The following is a 21,901-nucleotide window of genomic DNA, read 5'->3' as shown; positions in this document are numbered from 1 at the left end:
GCCGTCGGCCAGTACCGGAGATTCCGCCACGGGTCGAGCAGAGGGCCTGGGCACGGTGCTCGACGCCATGGCGGACCGGACGACCTTCCAGACCGGGTCAGATCTCGATGGTGTGCTTGGGGCCGGTGAACCACTTCCGGGCCGAGGCGTACCACCAGATCGCGATCAGCAGCACCAGGCCGCCGACGGCCAGCGGGGCGTAGTTGACGGCGGTCCAGCTGAAGGAGCTGTCGCCGGGCACACCGGCCGGCACGGTCGGCAGGATGAAGTAGACCGAGATGACGATGATCTCGATGATGGCGACCCAGCACATCCACTTGTAGTTGCGGCCCAGGGTCCACGGGCCGGGCACGAACGAGTCGCCGGCCCGCAGGCGCAGCGCGATGGGGATCAGGAAAGCCAGGTACAGGCCGATCACCGCGACCGAGACGACGGCGTAGAAAGCGGTGGGCACGCCGGCGGAACTCTTGTACAGAGCGGGAAGCGTGAGGATCAGACCGGCGACGCAGGCGGCGATGACGGCGTTGACGGGGACCCGCCGGGAGTTCAGCCGGGACCACAGCCGGTGCCCGGGAACCGCGCCGTCACGGCTGAAGGCGTAGCCCATGCGCGAGGTGCTGGTCACGCAGCTCATGCCGCAGAAGAACTGGCCGATGGCCGAGATGCCGACGACCACGATGGCCAGGTTGGAGTTCAGCGCGGTGGTGATGATCGAGCCGATGAAGCCGGCCTGCTTGTTGATCTCGTCCACGTTGGTCGCGGCGAACAGGAACGCCAGCAACAGGATCCAGCCGCCGATGGCCGAGTACAGAATGGACTGCCAGATGCCGCGGGCGGCGGTGCGGGCCGCGCCCTTGGTCTCCTCGGAGATGTGCGCGCACGCGTCGAAGCCGGTGATCGTGTACTGGGTGAGCAGGAAACCCAGTGGCAGCACGTAGAACCAGTACGTGCCGTCGGAGAAGCCGGAGTTGTTGATGCGCTCGGTGAACACGAACGAGAAGCTCTGGTGGTCGGCCGGGGCCACGGCCAGGATGACCACCACGGCCACCACGCCGAGCACGTGCCAGTACACGGACACGTTGTTGAGCAACGCCACCAGGTGGCTGCCGAAGATGTTGATCAGGGCGTGCAGCACCAGCACGATCACGAAGATGACGAAGATCTGGTTGAGCGTGCCCTCCCAGCCGGAGTCCACAAGGGACAGGAACAGGGAGATGAAGGTAGCGCAGCCGTAGTCCACCGACGCGGTGACCGCGACCAGCCCGACCAGGTTGAGCCAGCCGGTGAACCAGCCGTGCACCGGCTTGCCCAGTTTCGAGGCCCACCAGTAGATCCCGCCGGCGGTGGGGAACGCCGACACCAGCTCCGACATGCACAACCCGATGATCAGGATGAACGCCGAGATGATCGGCCAGCCCCAGGAGATCGCCACCGGGCCGCCGTTGTTCCAGGCCTGCCCGAAGGTGGTGAAGCAGCCGGACAGGATGGAGATGATGGAGAAGGAGATGGCGAAGTTGGAGAAGCCGCTCCAGGTCCGGCTCAGCTCCTGCCGATAGCCCAGTCGGGCCAGCGTACTGGCGTCATCGTCGATATGACCGTCGACCTGCTCGCTCACGGCTGCCTCCGCACGGTGTCCAGCAGTGCTCCCAACCCGGGATCGCCGAGATCGCTCAGCGCCCGCCCCCACTTCGCGGCCGACTCGGCCGCGTAGTCGAAATCGACCTCCCGGCCGTCCAGCAGTCCACTGTGGACCCGGAACCACAGCGTCCACGTCACGTTGGACATCGTCAGGTACAGCCGGACCCTAGCAAGCAGCGCCGGGGAGCGGTCCCGGCCGAAGTACGCGCCGGTCAGGCGGTCCACGCCGTCGGCGTCCAGCAGCGCCTCGGCGGCGATGTCGCCCAGCTCGAAGCACGGGTCGTTCTGGCCGGACAGCTGGTAGTCGACGATGCGCACCCGGTCGCCCTCGGCGATGAAGTTCTCGGCCAGCAGGTCGTTGTGGCACGGCACCCGCGGCAGCGGCCGGGCGGCCAGGGCCTCGCGGATGCGGGCCACCAGCGGCAGCTGGTCGGCGTAGCCCTCGGGCAGGCCGAGGTCGTGCCGTTCGCACAGGACCAGGAACTCGGTCAGTTTCTCGAAGATGTCGAAGGTGTTGCCGAAGGGCCGCCCCGAGTGCAGCCGGCGGCAGGCGGCGGCGATGCCGTCCAGCCTCGACGGCACGTCGGCCGCCGACAACGTCACGCCGTCCACGAACTCCAGCACCAGGGCGTGCTGCTCGGGCAACACCCGCAGCACCCGCGGCCCGGCCCCGGTCTCGGCGGCCAGCACGGTGTTGGCGATCTCCTGCTCCATCGGCACGCCCAGGCCGGCCGCGGTGACGGCCGGGTCCAGCACCCGCAGCACGAACCGGTCGCCGCCGGCGTCGACCCGCACCACCCGATGGCTGAGCCCGCCCTTGATCACGGTCAGCTCCACCGGTCCGGCGAACTCCGGCACCTTGGCGACGATCTCGTCCAGCAACCGGCCTCCCATCCGCGGGGACGTGATCAGCAAGTGTCGGTCCGTGGCTGGCCACCGTCAACCCAATGCGGTAACAAGGGCGTCGTGGCAGCTGACAGGGCACTCCCCGACCGGGCCAAGATCGTGATCATCGGCGGCGGGGTGGGCGGCGCCAGCGTCGCCTACCACCTCGCCGGGCTGGGCGAGCGCGACGTGGTCGTGCTCGACCGCGACGAGCTGACCAGCGGCTCGACCTTCCACTCGGCCGGGCTGGTCGGGCAGCTGCGCTCCGATCCGACCCTGACCAAGATGAACCAGTACTCCGCGCAGCTCTACGCCGAGCTCCAGCGGGGCGAGCACCCGCCGAGCTGGGTGCCGTGCGGCGGCATCCGGCTGGCCTGCACACCGGACCGGATGGCCGAGCTGCGCCGGCAGATCGGCTGGGCGCGGGCCTTCGACGTGCCGCTGGAGGAGATCAGCGCCGAGCAGGCCCGCGAGCTGTTCCCGCTGATGAGCACCAAGGGGGTGCTCGGCGCCTCGTACCTGCCGACCGACGGCTATGTGGACCCCTCGCAGCTGGCCTACTCGCTGGCCGCCGGGGCCCGCGCCGGCGGCGTGCGGATCCACCAGCACACCCGGGTCACCGGCATCGACGTGCACCGCGGCCGGGTCACCGGCGTGCGGACCGACCAGGGCCGCATCGAGGCGGAGATCGTGGTCAACTGCGGCGGCATGTACGCCGCGGAGATCGGCCGGCTGGCCGGCGTGCGCATCCCGATCATCCCGATGTCCCACCAGTACGTGGTCACCGAGCCGGTGCGGGAGCGGGACGGTGCCCACCTGCCGACGCTGCGCGACCCCGACAACCTCGTGTACTGGCGCGAGGAGGTGGACGGGCTGCTGATGGGCGGCTACGAGCGCGACTCGCGGGCCTGGTCGCTGGACGCCGCCGGCCTGGACCGCATTCCCCCCGACTTCAACGGAAAGCTGCTGGCCGCCGACTGGGAGCGGTTCGCCGAGATCGGCGAGAACGCGGCCATGCGGGTGCCGGTGATGGACGGGCTGGGCATCCGCAAGCTGATCAACGGGCCGGAGGCCTTCACCCCGGACAACGAGTTCTGCCTGGGCGAGACCGAGATCGGCGGCTTCTTCGTGGCCGCCGGCTTCTGCGCGCACGGCATCGCCGGGGCCGGCGGCATCGGCAAGGTGGTGGCCGAGTGGATCGTGGCCGGCGAGGCCCAGCTGGATGTGTCCCACATGGACATTCGCCGCTTCGGCCAGCAGTACCGGTCGCCGTCCTACACCTTGGCCCGGGTCACCGAGAACTACGAGACGTACTACGACATCCCGTTCCCGCACCGGCAGCGCTCGGCCGGCCGGCCGCTGCGGGTCTCGCCGGTCTACAGCTGGCATGCCCAGCAGCAGGCCCACTTCAGCGAGAAGTCGGGCTGGGAGCGGGTGGACTACTACCAGAACAACATGTACGGCGGCGACGACTTCATGCAGCCGCGCGGCTGGGCCGGCATGGGCTGGTCGCCGGCGATCGTGGCCGAGCACCGCGGCACCCGGGCCGGCGCCGGCCTGTTCGACGAGTCCTCGTTCGCCAAGATCGAGGTGGCCGGGCCGGGCGCCGCCGAGCTGCTAAGTTGGTTGTGCGCCAACGATGTCGACCGTGAGGTCGGCACCGTGACCTACACCCAGGCGCTCAACACCCGCGGCGGCATCGAGTGCGACTTCACGGTGGCCAGGCTTGAGGAACAGGTGTTCCGGATCGTCACCGGCACCGCCTACGGGTCGCGGGACCTGACCTGGCTGCGCCGGCACGCCCCCGACGACGGCTCGGTGCGGATCACCGACGTCACCGGCCAGTACACCTGTTTTGCCTTGTGGGGCCCCAACTCCCGCCAGATCCTGGCCCAGCTGACGCCGGCCGCGCTGGACAACGAGGCGTTCCCGTACATGAGCGCGCGGCAGATCACCGTCGGCGACGTGCCGCTGACCGCGCAGCGGGTGACCTTCGTCGGCGAGCTGGGCTGGGAGCTCTACGCCTCGGCCGAGTACGGGGCCGCGCTGTGGTCGACGCTGTGGGAGTACGGGCAGGACCACGGGCTGATCGCCGCCGGCTACAAGGCGATCGACAGCCTGCGGCTGGAGAAGGGTTACCGGCTCTGGGGATCCGACCTCACCCCCGACCACAACCCGTACGAGGCCGGCCTGGGCTTCTGCGTCAAGAAGGACAAGCCGTTCCTGGGCCGGGAAGCGCTGCTCGCCGCCAGGCAACGGGGCATCACCCGCCGGCTGCGCTGCCTGACGTTGAACGAGCCGCACGCGGTGCCGCTGGGCGGGGAACCGGTGCGCGTGGACGGCAAGGTGATCGGCCGGGTCACCACCGGCGGCTTCGGCTACACCGTGGACAAGCCCATCGCCTACGCCTATCTGCCGGCCGACACGGCCATCGGCACCGAGCTGTCGGTGGAGCTGTTCGGCGACTGGGTCGACGGTGTGGTCGCCCGGGAACCGCTGTTCGATCCGAGCGGTGCTCGGATCAAGGCCTAGACGCCGCGAGGGGCTCCCGTTCCCGGGAGCCCCTTCGCGTCACGCGACTCTGCCGAACTCCGGACCCTCCACAGCCTTCACCCTCCCCAGCACGGCCCCCTGGGAAGAAGTATCGCGGCCGGCGGCCGGTCGCCGACAGAACCGGTAATGCCCACTCGGCATGGGTAAACTCACCCAGTCACACCTGGTCGCCCGGTCCGAGTCCCTGGCGTTTCGCATACTCCACGGCCTCGGCCCGGTTCTGCAACCCCACCTTCGTATAGGCGTGGTTGAGGTGGGTCTTCACGGTGGCCTCGCTGACGCTGAGCCTGCGGGCGATCTCGGCGTTGGTCAGGCCGGCGGCGACCAGGCCCAGCACGTCGGCCTCGCGGGCGGTCAGCTCGCCCCGGTGATCACGGCCGGACGGGCGTCGGGGCGTCGCGGCGGCCCCGGCGACCACCGAGCGCAGGGCCCGGATCACCGTGTCCCGGTCGGCCGTCGGCGGCAGCCAGCCGGCCGCGCCGGCCTGGAGCGCCGGCAGCACCTGCTCGTTGGTCGCGGGCAGCACGGCGATCACGATGACCGCCGTCGCTGGGTGCTCGGCCCGCACCGCGCGGGTCAGCTCGACCGGGTCGCCGCCGGGCAGGGCCAGGCCCAGCAGCAGCACCTCGGGTCGGTGTCGATCCAGTAGCGGGGGTACCTGGGCGTGGTGCGTCGCCGTGCCGACCACGGCGACGCCGGGTAAGTGCCCGAGGGCGGCGTCCAGGCCGGATCTGACCGGGGCGCGGTCCTCGGCGACCACGACACGGACGATCGGGGTGTCCAAAACCGTCATGGGCAGATGATGGTATGCCTACCCGGATCACACCCAGACTTTGGCGTCGATTCCGCCCGCTCGGTCAGGTCGCCAGCGCCGCCAGCACGAAATCGGCGATCTCGGCCCCCAGTTGCTCTGGCGACTTGGGTCCGTCCGGCCGGTACCAGTTCGGCAATTGGTTCACCACGCCCAGCGCGATCAGCACCGAGGTGTCGGCCGGCACCAGCGCCGAGAACTCGCCGGCCGCCTGGGCCTTGGCGATCACGTCCCGGAACGTGTTCTGGTACCGGCGGCGGTCGGCCCGGAAGGCGGCCATCCGCTCCGAGTTCAGCTTGTGCATCTCCCGCACGAACACCGCCGTCTCGTCGATCCGGGCCGCGGTCGAGACGACCAGGTTCATCAGGATGGCCCGGACCGTCTCCTTCGCGCCCAGGTCCTGGGCGATGATCGCGTCCAGGTCGGCGGTCTGCACGCCGATCAGCGAGTGGTAGATCTCGTAGAGCAGGTCGTCCTTGGAGTCGAAGTAGTGGTAGAGCGCGCCCTTGGTCACCTCGGCGGCGGCCACCACCTCCTGCACCGTGGTGGCGTCGAAACCCTTCTCCGCGAAGAGTTTCACCGCCGCGCGCAGGATGCGGCTCTCCATCGGGGTCAGCTCGCCGCGCCCCTGGGATGCCTTGGTCACGCTCTTCCCCACCCTCCCGTTACCTCTTGCCCAGGGCCCTGACCACGTCGAACTGGTCGGCGCCGGTCGGCAACACCATGATCGCCGGAGTGTCCAGACCCTGGTCGACGTACTCCTGGACGCGCTCGCGGCAGCGGTCAAGGCTGCCATGCACGATCAGGTCGTCGACCACACGGTCCGGAATCGCGGCGTTCGCGCCCTTGCGGTCGCCGGCCGCCCACAGCCGGTGCATCTCGGCCAGCTCCTCGCCGCGCCCCAGCCAGTCGTGGAACGCCGCGTACGCCGGCACGGTCAGGTAGCTGCTGATCAGCATCCGCCCGAAAGCCCTTGCCGCCGCGACATCTTCGGTCGGGCAGACGAACACCCGGGCCACCAGCTCCTTGCCCGCGCCCAGCTCCGCCCGCACCTGGGGCACGTCGGTCGGGGCCAGCCAGTTGGTGATCGCGCCGTCGGCCTCCTTGGCCGCCAACCGCAGCATGCCCGGCCGCAGCGCCGCCAGCATGATCTGCGGGGCCTGCTCGGGCGCCCGCTCCAGCTTGAACCGGCGCACCGTGAACGAGCCGAAGTCGCCGTCCACCTTCTCGCCGGCCAGCGCCGGCCGCAGGAACCGCAGCGTGTCACGGACGTGCGCGAACGGCTCGGTGAACTCGCGGGCGTTCCAGCCCTGCACGATCACCGGCGAGCTGGAGCCGATGCCCAGCGCGAACCGGCCCGGGGCCAGCTCGGCGATGGTCGCCGCCTGCATGGCCAGCAGGCCGGGGCCGCGGGTGTAGACCGGGGCGATGGCCGTGCCCAGGCGCAGCGTCGGCGCCCACTCCGCGGCCAGGGCCAGCGGGGTGAAGGCGTCCGTGCCGGCCGTCTCGGCCGACCACACGTCGGTGTAGCCCAGGTCGGGCAGGGACTTGACCAGGTCCCGCTGCTTGGGCAGCGGGATGCCGGCCAACGGCAAGGTGATGCCCCAACGACTCACTTCCACACCTCGCTAGCGCTCGGCGTGCGCGTTCGCGCACGACCTGTGCCGAATGATTCGCTCGCAAGCTCGCTCATGATCAGACCACCATCGGGCGAATCGTGGCGCCGCCGTCGATGACCAGCGTCTGGCCGGTCATCCAGGACGAGTCGTCGCCGGCCAGGAAGACCGCCGCCTTGGCGATGTCCTCCGGCTCGCCGATGCGGCCCAGCGGCAGCGCCTTGTTCAGGCGCTCCTCGTTGTTCTCCCACAGCCCCTTGGCCAGGTGGGTGCGCACCACGCCGGGGGCGATCGCGTTCACCCGGGTGGTCGGGGCCAGCTCCATGGCGAACTGGCGGGTCAGGTGGATCACCGCCGCCTTGGTGGCGTTGTAGTAGCCGATGCCGATCTCCGGGGCCAGGCCGCCGATCGAGGCGATGTTGATGATCGAGCCGCCGGTGGCCGACATCGAGGCCTTCCAGGCCAGGCCGGTCCACAGCACGATGGACATCTGGTTGACCTGAACCGTCTTCTCCGCGCGCGGGATGTCCAGGTCCACCATCGGGCCGAAGTACGGGTTGGTGCCGGCGTTGTTGACCAGGACGTCGATGCCGCCGAACTCGGCGACCGCCGCCTCCACGCACGCCTGGGCCTGCTCCGGGTCGCCCACGTGGGCCGCCTTGGCCAGCACCTTGGCGTCCGGCTGCGCCGCCCGCAGCTCGGCCGCGACCTCGTCCAGGGAGTCCTGCTTGCGCGAGGACAGCACCACGTGCACGCCCTGCGCGGCCAGCGCGAAGGCGATCGCCTTGCCGATGCCGCGGGACGCGCCGGTGATCAGCGCGGTCTTGCCGGTCAGACCTGACATCTTCGTCGCTCCTGTGGTCTCGGGTGACCCCACGGTACAATACCGACCAGTCGGTACGCAGGCACTAGCTGGGAGGTCGTCGGGATGCAGGTGCGCGACAGTGTGGTCGTGGTGACCGGGGCCGGCCGGGGAATCGGGGCCGCTCTGGCCCGCCGGTTCGCCGCCGAGGGCGCCGCCGGCATCGTCGTGTCGGACCTGGACGCCGACAACGCCGCCGCGGTCGCCGCGTCCATCGGCGCGCAGGCCGTCGCCGTGCCCGCCGACGTCACCGATGCCGACCAGGTCGCCGCACTCGTCTCGGCCGCCGAGGCCAACTTCGGGCCGGTCGACCTGTTCTGCTCCAACGCCGGCGTCGCCTTCGGCCGCGGCCTGGACGCCTCACCCGCCGACTGGGCGCTCAACCTCAACGTCAACACCATGGCCCACGTGCACGCCGCCAACGCCGTGCTGCCGTCCATGCTGGACCGGGGCCGGGGCTACCTGCTCAACACCGCCTCCGCCGCCGGCCTGCTGATGGCGCCGGGCGACGCCCCGTACACCGTGTCCAAGCACGCCGCCGTCGCCTTCGCCGAGTGGCTCTCCGCCACCTACGGGGACCGGGGCATCAAGGTCAGCGTGCTGTGCCCGATGGGCGTGCGGACCGACATGCTCATGCCCGGCATCGAGCAGGGCGAGGTCTCCGCCCTGGCCGTCGCCGCCTTCGGCGACATCCTCGAGCCCGACGCCGTCGCCGGCATCGTCGTCGACGGCCTGGCGGCGGAGCGCTTCCACATCCTGCCCCACCCCGAGGTGGCGAAGTTCGTCAAGCGCAAGGCCGACGACATCGACCGCTGGCTCTCCGGCATGCGCCGCGCTGTGTCTTCGGTGCCGCCTTCGGCGTCACGGCTCGGCCGCTCGTGACCGGTGCCTTCCCTAGCCGGATTTAACCCGCCGCATCGGCTTGGTGGGTGGTTGCGTTGAGTGGCGGCGGGTGAAATCCGGCGACGGTCCAGGCACCGGCGCGGCCGAGCGACGCCGGCGCACAGGCTCAGATCGGTCAGCTGCCGAGTGACCGCTTCAGGAAGTCGACCTGGAGGAGCAGGAGGTTCTCGGCGACCTGCTCTTGCGGGGTCATGTGGGTGACGCCCGACAGCGGCAGCACGGTGTGCGGGCGGCCGGCGGCCAGCAGCGCCGAGCTGAGGCGCAGGGTGTGGGCGGCGACCACGTTGTCGTCGGCCAGACCATGGATGATCATCAGGTCGCGGGAGAGCTTGGGGGCGTCCTCGATGAGCGAGTTGGCGTCGTACACCTCGGGACGCTCGGCGGGGTGGCCGAGGTAGCGCTCCGTGTAGTGGGTGTCGTACAGCCGCCAGTCGGTGACGGGCGCGCCGGCGATGCCGGCCCGGAAGACGTCGGGACGACGCAGCACGGCCAGCGCCGACAGGTAACCGCCGTAGGACCAACCCCGGATGGCGACCCGGGACAGGTCCAGGAACGGGAACTGCGCGGCGGCGGCCTGGAGGGCGTCGACCTGGTCGTCGAGGGTGGTGCCGGCGAAGTCGAGGTGGATGTCCCGCTCCCACGCCGGACCCCGGCCGGGCGTGCCGCGACCGTCCACGACGAGCACCGCGAAACCCTGATCCGCCAACCACTGCGAGGCGGTGAAGGCGTTGCGGGTCTGCACGACGCGCTGCGCGTGCGGGCCGCCGTACGGGTCGAGCAGCACGGGCAGGCTCCCGGACGTGTAGCCGGTGGGCAGCAGCAGCGCGCCGCGCAGGCCCCGCTCCCCCAGCTCCAGCAGCTGCACGTTGGGCGTGATCGACGGCGTCTCGGCCAGCGACTTGATCTCGCCGACCTTGGTGTCACCGCGGAACACCTCGGCCACGCTGCCGAAGAAGCCGAGGCCGGTGCCGACCCGCACGGTCACGTCGCCGCCGCGGGCGATGGCGTGCATGCCGTCGCCGACCGACAGCCGCTCCACGCCGTCCTTGGCGACCCGGTAGACGTGAGCCTGGGTCGGATCTCCCTCGGACGCCCGGATCAGAATGTCATCGGTCGTCACTGAAGTCACGGAGCGCACTTGCAGCTCGGGTCCGGTGAGCGTCTCGCCGTCCACCACCAGCCGCCACGCGCCGTCCTGGGCGGCGATGCGGACCAGCCTGCCGTCCCGGGTCCACGCCGGCACGCCGGGCATGATGTCGACCCAGTGCGGGTCGGAGTCCTCGTGCAGCACGGTCGTCGCGCCGGTGTCCGGGTCGACGGCCAGAATCCGCTGCGAGCGCTGGTCCCGGGCCTGCACCAGCACCAGCGGCGCCCCGCCGGCCGACCAGTGCGCGGTCGCGACGTACGGGAAGGCCTCCCGGTCCCAGTCCACGTCGACCCGCGAGCCGTCCAGGCCCAGCACGGCCAGCCGCACGTCGGCGTTGGCCGTGCCGGCGGCCGGGTAGGCGATCTCGGCCGGCACTGTGCCGGGGTTGGCCGGGTCGGCGATGTGCCAGCGCTGCACCGGCGTGTTGTCGACGCGGGCGGCCAGCAGCCGGTCCCCGTCCGGCGCCCACCAGTAGCCGCGGAACCGGTCCATCTCCTCGGCGGCGATGAACTCGGCGACGCCCCAGGTCACCTCGTCGCCGTCGGGGACGGCCAGGCCGCGGTCGCCGGTGCCGTCCACGGCGACGACCCGCAGCTCGCCGGCCGCGACGGCGTAGGCCACGTGCCGGCCGGTGGGGTCGGGCCGGGGGTCGATCACCGGGCCGGGCGTGGCCAGCTCGGCCGTCGTGCCGGCGGCCAGGTCGGTCACGTGCACCTTGCCGGACAGCGCGAACGCCGCCACGGTCAGCGCCCGGTCGGTGGCGTAGCCGACCACGCCGGCGGCCGACTCCCGGCTGCGCTCGCGGCGGGCCCGCTCCTCGGGCGAGAGCTCCTCGTTGTCGGCGAAGGGGTCGAACAGCGGGGACTCCTGCCCCGACTCGACGTCCAGGCTCCACAGGCCGGTGCGACGGTCGGTGCCCGACGCGGAGCGGAGGAACAGCACCCGGGATCCGTCCGGTGCGACGGTGAACGCCCTGGGCACGCCCAACGAGAAACGCTGGGTACGGGCTTGCTGGCGCGGAAAGGACAGTTCAGCAGTCACAGCCCCTGACCCTATCCGGCCGGGGCCCGGTCACGCCGCCGCCTAGTCACGCCCCCTGGTCGCGCTCCGCCCGGTCAGGCCGCCGCGATCTCCGCGTAGCCCCGGAGGATGCCGGCCCAGCCGCCGTCGGAGCCCACGCCGCTGGCCACCGCCTCCCAGTTCTCGCCGTGCCGCTCGAAGTGCCGGTGCTCCAGCTCCACCCTGGTCACGTCCGGTCCCTCGGCCACGAACCGGATCTCGATCTCGCTGGCCTTGGCCGGGTCCGGGTCGTAGGCCCACTCGCCGTTGAGGTGCCAGCTGACCACCACCCGGTTGGGCGGGTCGTAGACCAGCACACTGCCCCAGTCGCACTCGCTGCCGTCCACGCCGCGCTCGTACCAGCGGCCGCCCTCGCGCTGCTCCAGGATCGCCTCGGCCATGTCGGCCTTGCCGATGTGGTGCGACGACGGCCACCAGGTGCCGAACCCGGCCGTGAACACCTTGAACGCATGCTGCTGGGACGCCTTCACCGTCACGCTCTTGGTCACGTTCATGACGACTCCTCGCTCTCGGCGGCGGCCGCGAAGGCGGCCAGTGCTCGGTCCCACACCATGTCCAGGTAGGCCCGCAGGCCGGCCACCCCGGCCGGGTCGACCCGGTAGACCCGCCTGGCGCCGACCGCCTCGTCGACCACCAGCCCGGCCTCCTTGAGCACCTTCAGGTGTTGGGACACGGCCGGCCGGCTGATCGGCAGCTGTCTCGCCAGCTCGCCCACCGCCCTCGGCCCGGTGGCCACCAGCTCGAAGATCGCCCGCCTCATCGGGTCCCCAAGCGCCCCGAGCCCCTCGGTTCGGTAAGTCGCCACGAACCGTAAGCTAAAACTTACCACTACCCCAGTCAACCCCCTCAATGCTTGGAAGGGGGCTTTCCTCCACTCCAAGTGAAGGAAAGCCCCCTTCCAAGCGCCAAAGCGGGAGGGGGGACGGGTGGTTAGGTGTTTTGGGGGAAGCCTAGGTTGATGCCGCCGTGGGAGGGGTCGAGCCAGCGGCTGGTGACGACCTTGCTGCGGGTGTAGAAGTGCACGCCCTCGGGGCCGTAGGCGTGCGAGTCGCCGAACAGGGACTGCTTCCAGCCGCCGAACGAGTAGTAGGCCACCGGCACCGGGATGGGCACGTTCACGCCGACCATGCCCACCTCGACCTCGTGCTGGAACCGCCGGGCGGCCCCGCCGTCGTTGGTGAAGACGGCCACGCCGTTGCCGTACGGGTTGGCGTTGACCACGTCCACGGCCTCGTCGTACGACGGCCGCCGCACCACCGACAGCACCGGGCCGAAGATCTCGTCCTGGTAGATCGACATACCCGGCTCGACGCCGTCGAACAGGGTTGGCCCGAGCCAGAAACCGGCGGCGTCGCCGTCCACGGCGTGCTGCCGGCCGTCGACCACGAGCCGGGCGCCCTCGCTGACGCCGGCGTCCACATAGGACGTGACCTTGTCCCGGTGCGCGGCGGTGACCAGCGGCCCCATCTCGCTGTCCGGCTTGCGCCCGTCGCCGACCGACAGCCCCGGCAGCCGCTCGGCGATCTTGGCGACCAGCTCGTCGCCGATCGGATCCACCGCGACGACAACGGAAACGGCCATGCAGCGCTCGCCGGCCGAGCCGAAGCCGGCGTTCACGGCGGCGTCGGCGGCCAGGTCCAGGTCGGCGTCGGGCAGCACGACCATGTGGTTCTTGGCCCCGCCCAGCGCCTGCACCCGCTTGCCGGCGGCGGTGCCGGTCTCGTAGACGTGGCGGGCGATCGGGGTGGAGCCGACGAACGAGATCGCCTTGACGTCGCGGTGTTCCAGCAGCCGGTCGACCGCGACCTTGTCGCCGTGCACGACGTTGAGCACGCCGGCCGGCAGCCCGGCCTGGGCCCACAGCTCGGCGATGAACATCGACGCCGACGGGTCCTTCTCGCTGGGCTTGAGCACAACCGTGTTGCCGCAGGCGATCGCGTTGGGCACGAACCACAGCGGCACCATGGCCGGGAAGTTGAACGGCGAGATCACGCCGACCACACCGAGGGACTGCTGGATGGAGTAGACGTCGACCCGGGTGGAGGCGTTCTCGCTGAAGCCGCCCTTGAGCAGCTGCGGGATGCCGCACGCGTACTCGACGTTCTCGATGGCCCGCTGCACCTCGCCGGCCGCGTCGGACAGCACCTTGCCATGCTCGGCGGTGATCAGCGCGGCCAACTCGTTCTTGTTGGCCACCAACAGTTCCCGGAACTTGAACAGCACGGTCGAGCGAGCGGCCAGCGAGGCCTCCCGCCAGGTCCGCCACGCCCGCGATGCCGTCGCCACGGCCTCGTCGACCACGTCGGCCGACGCGAAGTCCACAGTGGACGCCACCGAACCCGTTGCCGGATCGTAGACATCGCCCTGGCGCTCGGCCGTGCCCGTCCACAAGCGACCGTCGATCCAGTGCGTGGTCATCGGGACAGCTCCTCGTTGGTGACGGCGATGGACTCGGCCAGGATCTGCAACGCCTCGTCGGCCTCCGGCTCGGTCAGCGTCATCGGCGGGGCCAGCCGCAGCGTGTTGCCGTTGAGGCCGCCCTTGCCGATCAGCAGGCCACGCTTGCGGGTCTCCTCCATCATCTTCACCGCCGCCGGCGCGCTCGGCGTGTCGCTGCCGGGCTGGACCAGCTCGACGCCGATCATCAGGCCCTTGCCGCGCACGTCGCCGATCACCGGGTTCTCGTCGGCGATGTGCCGCAGCCCGTTCATCAGCTTGTTGCCCAGCTTGAGCGCGTTGGCCTGAAGGTCGTGCTCCAGCAGGAAGTCCAGGGTGGCGTTGGCGGCCGCGGTGGAGATCGGGTTGCCGCCGAAGGTGGAGATGGAGTTGGCGGTCAGGCTGTCCATCACGTCGCCGCGGGCGACCAGGCCGCCGATGGCCATGCCGTTGCCCAGCCCCTTGGCGAAGGTCATCATGTCCGGCACCACGCCGTGGGCCTGGATGCCCCAGAAGTGCTCGCCGGTGCGGCCCCAGCCGGTCTGCACCTCGTCGGAGATGAGCAGGATGCCGGTCTCGTCCAGGACTTCCTTGAACGCCGCGAACAGGCCGTCGGGCGGGGTGGTGAAGCCGCCGACGCCCTGGATCGGCTCGCCGATCAGGCAGGCCACATCGCCGGCGGTGGCGGTGGCCAGCACCTCGCGCAGGTCGGCCACGCAGGCCTTGATGTAGTCGGCGTCGCTGAAGTCCTTGAACGGCCCGCGATTGCGGTTGCCGCCGTGCACGTAGCTGACGTTGACCGGGCTGAGCGACGAGGCCGACCAGCCGCGGTTGCCGGTCACGGCGATCGTGCCGAAACCGCGCCCGTGGTAGGAGTTGCGCAGGGCCAGCACCTGGTTGCTGCGGCGGTGCTGGGTGGCCAGCATCATCGCGGTCTCGTTGGCCTCGGTGCCGGAGTTGGTGAAGAACACCTTGGCGTCGGGGATGCCGGACAGCCGCGCGATCTTCTCGGCCAGCTCGACCTGCTGGCGGATCAGGTACAGCGTGGAGGTGTGCACGATGCCGCTGGACAGCTGGCTGCGCACGGCGTCGGAGATCTCGGCGATGTCGTAGCCGATGGCGTTGGTCAGGATGCCGGCGAAGAAGTCCAGGTACTCGCGGCCCTCGGCGTCGGTGACCCGGCGGCCATCGCCGCGCACGATCTCGATCGGCTCGTCGTAGTACAGCGCGAGCCACCCCGGCAACACGGCCCGGTGCCTGGCCAGCAGATCGGCGTGCGAAGACATCGTTCCTCCTCGATGAGACCCGCAAGCGAGTGTGGGGCCGGCCGGGCCGCCGCCACCATGGACAACCTGTAGCCGGTTTGGCCGGCTACCCTGACACTGTGTCCAAGCTGGCCAAGAGCTCGGTGTTCCCGTCCGTGTCGGACGTGCTGACCATGCCGCTGATCCGGCGGGGCCGGCCGCGGCTGGCCGCCGGCTCGGCCGGCCTGGACCGCAAGGTGCGATGGGTGCACGTGGCCGAGGTGGTCGACATCGGGCCGCTGCTGCGGGGCGGCGAGCTGGTGCTGACCACCGGCATCGCCCTGGACGACGATCCGGCCGAGCTGACCGCGTACATCGACGGCCTGGCCGAGGCCGGGGCCAGCGGCGTGGTGTTCGAGCTGGTCCGGCGCTGGACCGACGCGCTGCCGGCCGCGTTGCTGGCGGCTGCCGAGCGGCACTCGCTGCCCGTGATCACGCTGGCCGAAGAGGTGCGGTTCGTGGCCATCACCGAGGCGGTGGTGGCGATGATCGTGGACGCCCAGCTGGCCGAGCTGCGGGCGGCCGAGCAGGTGCACGAGACGTTCACGGCGCTGACCGTCTCCGGGGCGGAGCCGTCGGAGGTGCTGCGCGAGGTCGCCCGCGTGACCGGCGCGCCGGTGGTGCTGGAGACGCTGGGGCACGACGTGCTGGCCTACAACACGGCCGGCGGCGAGGTCGCGGAGCTGCTGGCGAACTGGGCCGAACGGTCGCGCGCGGTCAGCGTCGCCGAACGCACCGCCTACCACCCGGGCGCCGGCTGGCTGGTGACGATCGTCGGCGCGCGGGGCAACGACTGGGGGCGGCTGGTGCTGGTCAGCCCGGACGTGCCGGCGCACCGGCTGGTAGTGGTGGCCGAGCGGGCGGCCTCGGCGCTGGCGGTGAACCGGCTGCTGGCCCGCGACCGGGAAAGCCTGGAGCGGCACACCCATCGCACGCTGCTGACCGAACTACTGGCCACCGGCGCGCCCCCGGTGGACCTGGCCACCCGGGCCGGTGCGCTCGGGGTTCCGTTGGAGGGGCGACAACTCGTCGGCGTGGCGATCCGGCCGGAGACCGCGCCGGCCGCGACCCAGGAGGCGCTGCGGGACCTGGCCGAGGCGACCGCGTCGGCGGCCCGGCGGACCAAGATCCCGGCGCTGGTCGGCGGTGTCGACGACATCTCGGTGCGGGCCCTGCTCTCGCTGCCGTCACAGTCCAATGTGGACGCCGCGTTGCGCCGATTGGCCGCGCAGATAAGGAGTTCACCGACGGCGATCCCGGTGGTGCTCGGCGTCGGCACCACCGTGCGCTCGATCACCGACGGCCGGCGCAGCATGATCGAGGCCGCGCACGTGGCCAACGCGGCGCTGCGCTCCCCCGGCTCGCGCGGCTATCACCGGCTCGACGACGTGCGGCTGCGTGGCCTGCTGCACCTGCTGCGCGAGGATGAGCGGCTGTCGGCTTTCGCCGAACGCGAGCTCGGTCCCTTGCTGGCCCGAGACGCGGCCCAGAGCAGCCGGCTGATCGAACTGCTGCGGGTGTTCTGCGAGAACGGTGGCAACAAGTCGGCCGCCGCGGCCGCCGCGCACATGTCGCGGACGGCCTACTACCAGCAGCTGGCTCGGATCGAGAGCGTTCTCGGTGTCTCCCTTGAGGATCCGGAGTCGATGTTGTCGCTTTACGTGGCCCTGCTGGCGATGGATCTTTCCGGTTGAGCGTACGAGGTGCGTTACTCGGAATTGTCGCCGTGACGTCCGCGGTGTCGCTGGTCTGCGGTCAGGCCGTCCGGGCTTGCGGCACGGGTCGGAGGGTCCGGCGCAGAGCGGTGATCGCCGAGCGGGCCGCGCCGGTCAGGCCGAAGCCCATCGGCACGAGGATCACCAGCAACGCGAGCACACCGCCGATCGCCGCCAGGCCGCCGGTGGGGATCGCCGACAGGGCCAGCTCGATCACCCGGAGCGTGGCCCGCAGCGTGAAACCGAAATAGTAGGAGAACGCGATGGTCACGCCGGGGATGTACAGCACCAGATAGGCGCGGGCCCAGAACAACTCCCGGGGCGTCGCCTCGGCGATGAGCTCGCGGTCGTGCGGATTGGCCCGGCGGATCAGCGTGCGGAACACCGCGCCCTTGAGCTCCCACAGGTTCTTGCTGTTGGTCAACGCCAGGAACAGTGCGTACAGGTCGGTGCGCATGTACACCGCGGTCTGCGCGACGATGCCGCCGACGTTGAGGAACACCGCCACCCGCAGCAGCGGGTCATGACCGACAAAAAGCTGGAGTGTCACCAGGATCGCGGCGATCGCGGCGTCGATGAGGATGCCGGCGGCCAACGGGACCGCCCGCTTCCAGCGCGGCAGCGTCCACAGGCCGGTCACGTCCGTCTGGGCCACGATGAAGAACAGCCTGCGGCCGAAGGAGATCCGCCCGTACACGCCGAACTGCGCGGCCGCCAGCTTGTGCGCCATCTCGTGGATGACGGTGCGCACCCCGGACACCACGGTGATCGTCAGCAGGCTGGCCAACGGGATCGGGAACGGGACGCCGTCGCGATAGTCGGGCCGCAGCGCGGGATCGACGACCAACAGCACCAGTCCGGTGAGGACCAGCGCCACCTGCACGGCCAGGCCGACCGGGCCGAACAAGATCCGGCCCACCCGGTGGCCGAACGGCGGGCCGTCGCCGACCGTCGGCTCCTCGTCGACCAGGATCCCGGCCTCGGCCAGGTCGTTGAGGAAGTCGCGGACGTCCACCGCCTCGCCGACGGCGTCGCTCGCCCTGGCCTCGCACTCCTCGACCGACAGGCCGTCCTGCAACCACAGCACGATCCGGCCGCCGATCTCCGGCACCTCGACGAAATCGGGGCTGCCGCGGCGGCCGAGCAGGTATCCGTCGCCGTCCGGGACGACCGTGACCGCCTTGATCATTCGCACAGCTCGCACTCCGGATGCCGTTGCCAGGCATGGCGTTCCGTGGCCATGCCATCGGCCAGCTCGACCACGTGGTAGCAGGCGGCGGCGACCGGCGGCTCGGTGCGGCGGAGGTAGCGCATCGCCTCCATCGACACGAAACCGGCCAGCAGCTGCACGATCGGGCCGGTGGCCCGGTTGACCGTGGCCCGCTCGAACAGCGTGTCCGGCAACGGGCCCTCGTCGTTGCGGTGCAACTGCAGGCAGCGCCGGCAGGGGGACACGCCCGGCTCCACCGACCAGTAGCACAGCGTCGAGTAGGCCAGACCTCCCACCACGTAAGGAATTCCCAGCTCGAAACAGGCCTCGTTGACCATGAGCTGGATGTCGTCCGGGCTGTCGATCGCGCACACCACCAGGTCGTGCCCCTCGGCCAGTTCCCGGACGTCGGCCGCGCTGGCCACCCGGCCGTGCACCGGTTCCACCGCCGTGCCGCCGGAGTAGGAGTCGGCCCAGGCCTTGGCCGCGTCCACCTTGCGCTCGCCGATCGTCGCCAGCCCGTAGGCGAACTGCCGGGCGAGGTTCTTCGTCTCCACCACGTCGAAGTCGACCAGCGTCACGTGCCCGACGCCCAGGCCCACCATCGACTGCAACACGCCCGAACCCACACCGCCCGCGCCCAGCAGCAGCACCCGGGCCGCCGCCACCCGCCGATGCTGGTCGGCGCTGCTCACCTCGAGGCTCGATGTGACATCGTAGAAACGCAGGTTGCTCTCGTGCCGCCGCCGGACCTCCGGCCGCAGCGTGTCGTCGTCGCCGGCCCGCTCCAGCAGGCGCCAGTCGTCGAACTGGGCCAGCGCCGCATCGATATCCTCTTCGGACGCCGCGAACCCCTTGGCCGCCAAGGCATCCGCCAGCTCCGAACCGGTGCGGCGGCCCTCGCGCAGCAGCCGCAGCAGCAGCGCCACGCTGCCGTCCTCGTCGTCGAGGTGAATGCGTTCCAGCGCGCGCCGGTGGATCACGACGCTGCCCGCGTCGGCCATCACCAGCACGGATTTCAAGCGTGGCACCATGATGTCCCCCGATTCCGGGCGGCCGCCCCCGGTCTGCCCGGGGACGGCCTCTGCACGGACGGCTCAGGCCGCCTCACCCTCCGTCTGGTGGATCTGCGTCGCCTCGATGCGCTCCACCTTCTTCACCTTGATCTTCATGTGTGTCACCCCCTCTGTTGAGGGCACGATCCTGCGATGCGGCCGTTCCCGGCGGACAGGGAGCGGATTCCCGGGTATCCGGGAACCTCTCCCGGGCGCCCGCCGCCGAGGGCGTCAGTTGTCGGCTTCGTCCCGTTTCCCTGGCAGCCGGGCGGCCGTTGGAGGAACGCGGCCAGGGGCGCGTCCTGCGTGGAGGTTGGGTGTGGGTGTGGAGGGTGGATGCGGGTGTGGGTGCGGGTGTGCTTCGGGTGCCCGCGCCGCGCGGTTGCCGGGGGGTGGGGATTGCGGTGAGAAGTGGGGGTTGTTGTCTGTTTGAGGGGTGGGGTGGATCGTTTGGGGTTGGTGGCGGCGGGGTGGAGTCTGATTGAGGGGTGAGGGGCCGTTATCCAGCTGACTCCGGGTGGATTTTGCGCGGAGACCTCTGGGCGATGGCGTATCAAGGCGCTATCGGGCAGGCTCCGCCTGCCTCGATACGCAAGAAGCTTATGCCATCGCCCCCCTCCGCGCAAAATCCACCCTCCGGAGCCTGGAGGTGAAGATGATTGTCGCCATGGTGCTTTGAGTGGGGTCGTCTCGATTATGCATGAAACGGGATTTCACCCGTTAGTGGTTCGATTTGGATCTTGATAGGGAGTATTCTTGGGGTATGGAAGAAATCACCCGAGAGCTGGAGTCCGCTGAGCCTTCGGGAGCGATGCTGGACCTGCTCCTGAGTGCTGATCTTTCCACTCTCACACCTGAGCAACAGGTCACCGCGTTCATCGCGGCCCGCAAGATCACGGCGGTTGCCGACCATGCTCGGTTGTGCATTCTCCGGAATTTCGACGACCTGGCCGAGATGTCCATGGCCACCCACGAGTCGGAGCAGTCCCTGTTCCGGCAGCAAGAGCGCGCCGAAGTGCTGGACCGGCTGCCTCGGCTGTGTGAGCAGCTGCGACGTGGGGAGATCGACCTACGCCGGTTGGAGACCGTGGACGAGCGGGTGGTCCACCTCGACCCCGCCACGATCCCCCAGATCGAAGACCAGCTGGTCGAGGTCGCCGCCGAGCTGACCCGCACCCAACTCGCGCGCCGGACCACCAAGCTGGTCGCCGAGGCCGACCCGCTGGGCTACGAGCAGCGCCGGCAGAAGGCCCGTGACAAGGAGCGGCGGATCGAGTTCTACCCGCTGCCCAACGGCATGGCCGAGCTGCGGATCCGGATGTCGGCGATCGACGCCCGGCAGTGCTACGACATCGCCACCGCTGATGCCCGGGCGTTGTGCAAGGACTGCCGCACCACCGACCAGAAGCGGGTGGACGCCTTCCTGGACCGGTTCCTGGGCTACGGCATCGACCGCAAGGTCCAGGTCCACGTCACCCTGTCGATGGAGACCCTCATGGGGTTGACCGAGGACCCGGGCCTGCTCGACGGCTACGGCCCCATCAGCGCCGACTCCGCCCGCGAACTCGCCATGCTCGGCCCGTGGCGCGGTGTCTTGCTGGACGAGTATCAGCGGGCCGCCGCGATGGCCACCCACCTCTACAAGCCCCCAGCCCGCTGCCGGGAGTTCACCAAACTCCGTGACGGCGGCACCTGCTGCGCCCCCGGCTGCATCAACCCCATCCAGGAAATCGACCACACCATCCCCTGGCCGAAAGGCAAGACGAACCCGGACCAGCTCAAGGGCTACTGCCAACACCACCACCACATCAAGCACGGCAACCACACCGTCACCCTCGACGACGACGGCACCCTCCACTGGGTCACTCCCCAGGGCCGCCACTACACCACCCAGCCCCACCAGTACTGACCACCACGCATCCCCGCCCCACCGCACCTGTTCTTTGACAATTCCACAGCGAACCGAAACACCCCTCCAACAACACAAAGCCGGCAACCTGCGAAAGCAACTGGCAACACAGACTTTCCGCTTCGACAATCGGAGGGTGGATTTTGTGTGGAGGGGGGCGATGGCATAAGCTTCTTGCGTATCGAGGCAGGCGGAGCCTGCCCGATAGCGCCTCGATACGCCATCGCCCAGAGCTTGTGTTTTAACCCTTCTTTCGTTTCTTGCCCTTCCTGGAGGCTGCGGTGGTCCTCTTCCCCGGGGTGTAACGCCTGGCCCGACGCGTGTTCGGCGTCCCCGCCGGTCGTCCCGGGCCTGGCCGGGAGGGTTTCGGCGCGCCCGCTGGAACCGTGATCGTCGACCGGACGCACCGAAACCCCCGCCGGACCCGGACCGGACTCAACCGCGCCGGATCGGCCGGCGCTGTGGTCTCCCAAGGCCGCCGTTGATCGGCCACCACCGGCCGGGCCAACCGGAGCTGGGCGTAGGCGGCCAGCACCAGCCAGGTCCACCGGTCCGCCGCCGCCGGATCACGCAGCCGCGGCCGGGTCCACCCCAGGGTCTGCTTAAGGAACCGGAAAGTGTGCTCCAGGTCGAACCGACGCAAAAACAGCTGCCAGGCCCGGTCCATCGTGGCCGCGTCGAGCTCGGGGTCCGAGCACCACAGCCACATCGGTTGTGGCCCGGTCCGCCCGGGCAGCCGGTCCACCCGCACCCGGATCACCGTGCCCTCCACCACCG

General features: G+C 70.3%; 17 protein-coding genes and 1 pseudogene. 4 read left to right on the top strand and 14 right to left on the bottom strand.

Translation table 11 applies throughout. The annotated features are described in order from the left end of the window. Positions 1-97: 97 nt before the first annotated feature. A complete protein-coding gene (locus tag ACIG5F_RS24875; RefSeq protein WP_396521256.1) occupies positions 98-1,615 on the bottom strand; it encodes an amino acid permease in 1,518 nt (505 codons plus the stop codon). Beyond that, a complete protein-coding gene (locus ACIG5F_RS24870; RefSeq protein ID WP_396521254.1) occupies positions 1,612-2,553 on the bottom strand; it encodes a phosphotransferase in 942 nt (313 codons plus the stop codon). The genes ACIG5F_RS24875 and ACIG5F_RS24870 overlap by 4 nt, the downstream gene beginning before the upstream one ends. A 51-nt stretch (positions 2,554-2,604) precedes the next feature. Here ACIG5F_RS24870 and ACIG5F_RS24865 point away from each other — a divergent pair, with 51 nt between their 5' ends. After that, complete coding sequence (locus ACIG5F_RS24865) at positions 2,605-5,055, top strand: FAD-dependent oxidoreductase (protein ID WP_396521252.1); 2,451 nt, start codon at positions 2,605-2,607, stop codon at positions 5,053-5,055. A 178-nt stretch (positions 5,056-5,233) separates the two neighbouring features. Here the strand turns inward: ACIG5F_RS24865 and ACIG5F_RS24860 are convergent, their stop codons facing one another. The 4 genes from ACIG5F_RS24860 to ACIG5F_RS24845 form a co-directional block, all read right to left on the bottom strand. Then, positions 5,234-5,869 carry a LuxR C-terminal-related transcriptional regulator gene (locus ACIG5F_RS24860; RefSeq protein WP_396521250.1) on the bottom strand — a complete coding sequence of 212 codons (636 nt, stop codon included), beginning with the start codon at positions 5,867-5,869 and terminating at the stop codon, positions 5,234-5,236. Positions 5,870-5,933: 64 nt separating this feature from the next. Beyond that, the gene (locus ACIG5F_RS24855) at positions 5,934-6,533 is read right to left on the bottom strand and encodes a TetR/AcrR family transcriptional regulator (RefSeq protein WP_396521248.1); all 600 of its coding nucleotides are present in this window, start codon (positions 6,531-6,533) and stop codon (positions 5,934-5,936) included. Positions 6,534-6,552: 19 nt separating this feature from the next. After that, positions 6,553-7,503 carry an LLM class F420-dependent oxidoreductase gene (locus tag ACIG5F_RS24850; RefSeq protein WP_396521246.1) on the bottom strand — a complete coding sequence of 317 codons (951 nt, stop codon included), beginning with the start codon at positions 7,501-7,503 and terminating at the stop codon, positions 6,553-6,555. Positions 7,504-7,582: 79 nt separating this feature from the next. Further along, positions 7,583-8,347: an SDR family oxidoreductase gene (locus ACIG5F_RS24845; protein ID WP_396521244.1), complete on the bottom strand. Its 765-nt coding sequence runs from the start codon at positions 8,345-8,347 to the stop codon at positions 7,583-7,585. Between the two features lie 84 nt (positions 8,348-8,431). On the opposite strand from ACIG5F_RS24845, the gene ACIG5F_RS24840 reads away from it, so the two are divergent. After that, positions 8,432-9,247 (top strand): SDR family oxidoreductase, encoded by an 816-nt coding sequence (locus ACIG5F_RS24840; protein ID WP_396521242.1) that lies wholly within the window; start codon positions 8,432-8,434, stop codon positions 9,245-9,247. 136 nt (positions 9,248-9,383) lie between these two features. Here the strand turns inward: ACIG5F_RS24840 and ACIG5F_RS24835 are convergent, their stop codons facing one another. The 5 genes from ACIG5F_RS24835 to ACIG5F_RS24815 all read right to left on the bottom strand — a co-directional run bounded on the left by ACIG5F_RS24835 (position 9,384) and on the right by ACIG5F_RS24815 (position 15,217). Beyond that, positions 9,384-11,456 carry a prolyl oligopeptidase family serine peptidase gene (locus ACIG5F_RS24835; protein ID WP_396521240.1) on the bottom strand — a complete coding sequence of 691 codons (2,073 nt, stop codon included), beginning with the start codon at positions 11,454-11,456 and terminating at the stop codon, positions 9,384-9,386. 74 nt (positions 11,457-11,530) lie between these two features. Further along, on the bottom strand, positions 11,531-11,989 hold the full coding sequence (locus ACIG5F_RS24830) for an SRPBCC family protein (protein ID WP_396521238.1): 459 nt from the start codon (positions 11,987-11,989) through the stop codon (positions 11,531-11,533). Further along, entirely contained in the window at positions 11,986-12,300 is a 315-nt protein-coding gene (locus ACIG5F_RS24825) for an ArsR/SmtB family transcription factor (RefSeq protein WP_396521237.1), read from the bottom strand. The genes ACIG5F_RS24830 and ACIG5F_RS24825 overlap by 4 nt, the downstream gene beginning before the upstream one ends. A gap of 125 nt (positions 12,301-12,425) precedes the next feature. Then, the gene (locus ACIG5F_RS24820) at positions 12,426-13,913 is read right to left on the bottom strand and encodes a CoA-acylating methylmalonate-semialdehyde dehydrogenase (protein WP_396521235.1); all 1,488 of its coding nucleotides are present in this window, start codon (positions 13,911-13,913) and stop codon (positions 12,426-12,428) included. Then, positions 13,910-15,217, bottom strand: coding sequence for an aspartate aminotransferase family protein (locus ACIG5F_RS24815; protein WP_396521233.1), 1,308 nt, complete (start codon positions 15,215-15,217; stop codon positions 13,910-13,912). Before ACIG5F_RS24815 ends, ACIG5F_RS24820 begins: the two co-directional genes overlap by 4 nt. A 122-nt stretch (positions 15,218-15,339) precedes the next feature. Here ACIG5F_RS24815 and ACIG5F_RS24810 point away from each other — a divergent pair, with 122 nt between their 5' ends. After that, on the top strand, positions 15,340-16,929 hold the full coding sequence (locus ACIG5F_RS24810; RefSeq protein ID WP_396521674.1) for a PucR family transcriptional regulator: 1,590 nt from the start codon (positions 15,340-15,342) through the stop codon (positions 16,927-16,929). 61 nt (positions 16,930-16,990) lie between these two features. Here ACIG5F_RS24810 and ACIG5F_RS24805 read toward each other — a convergent pair whose 3' ends face one another. Further along, on the bottom strand, positions 16,991-18,139 hold the full coding sequence (locus ACIG5F_RS24805) for a hypothetical protein (protein WP_396521231.1): 1,149 nt from the start codon (positions 18,137-18,139) through the stop codon (positions 16,991-16,993). Further along, the gene (locus ACIG5F_RS24800) at positions 18,136-19,173 is read right to left on the bottom strand and encodes a HesA/MoeB/ThiF family protein (protein ID WP_396521672.1); all 1,038 of its coding nucleotides are present in this window, start codon (positions 19,171-19,173) and stop codon (positions 18,136-18,138) included. Before ACIG5F_RS24800 ends, ACIG5F_RS24805 begins: the two co-directional genes overlap by 4 nt. Before the next feature lie 805 nt (positions 19,174-19,978). Between ACIG5F_RS24800 and ACIG5F_RS24795 the strand changes: the two genes are divergently transcribed. Further along, a complete protein-coding gene (locus ACIG5F_RS24795) occupies positions 19,979-21,124 on the top strand; it encodes a DUF222 domain-containing protein (RefSeq protein ID WP_396521229.1) in 1,146 nt (381 codons plus the stop codon). Between the two features lie 241 nt (positions 21,125-21,365). Here the strand turns inward: ACIG5F_RS24795 and ACIG5F_RS24790 are convergent. Then, positions 21,366-21,901 (bottom strand): annotated as a pseudogene (locus ACIG5F_RS24790) (transposase); the annotation flags it as partial.

The organism is Kutzneria sp. NPDC052558, from assembly GCF_044547355.1.
Lineage (GTDB): Bacteria > Actinomycetota > Actinomycetes > Mycobacteriales > Pseudonocardiaceae > Kutzneria.
Note: the sequence above shows the minus strand (reverse complement) of the source record. Positions and strands in the feature narration are given on the sequence as shown.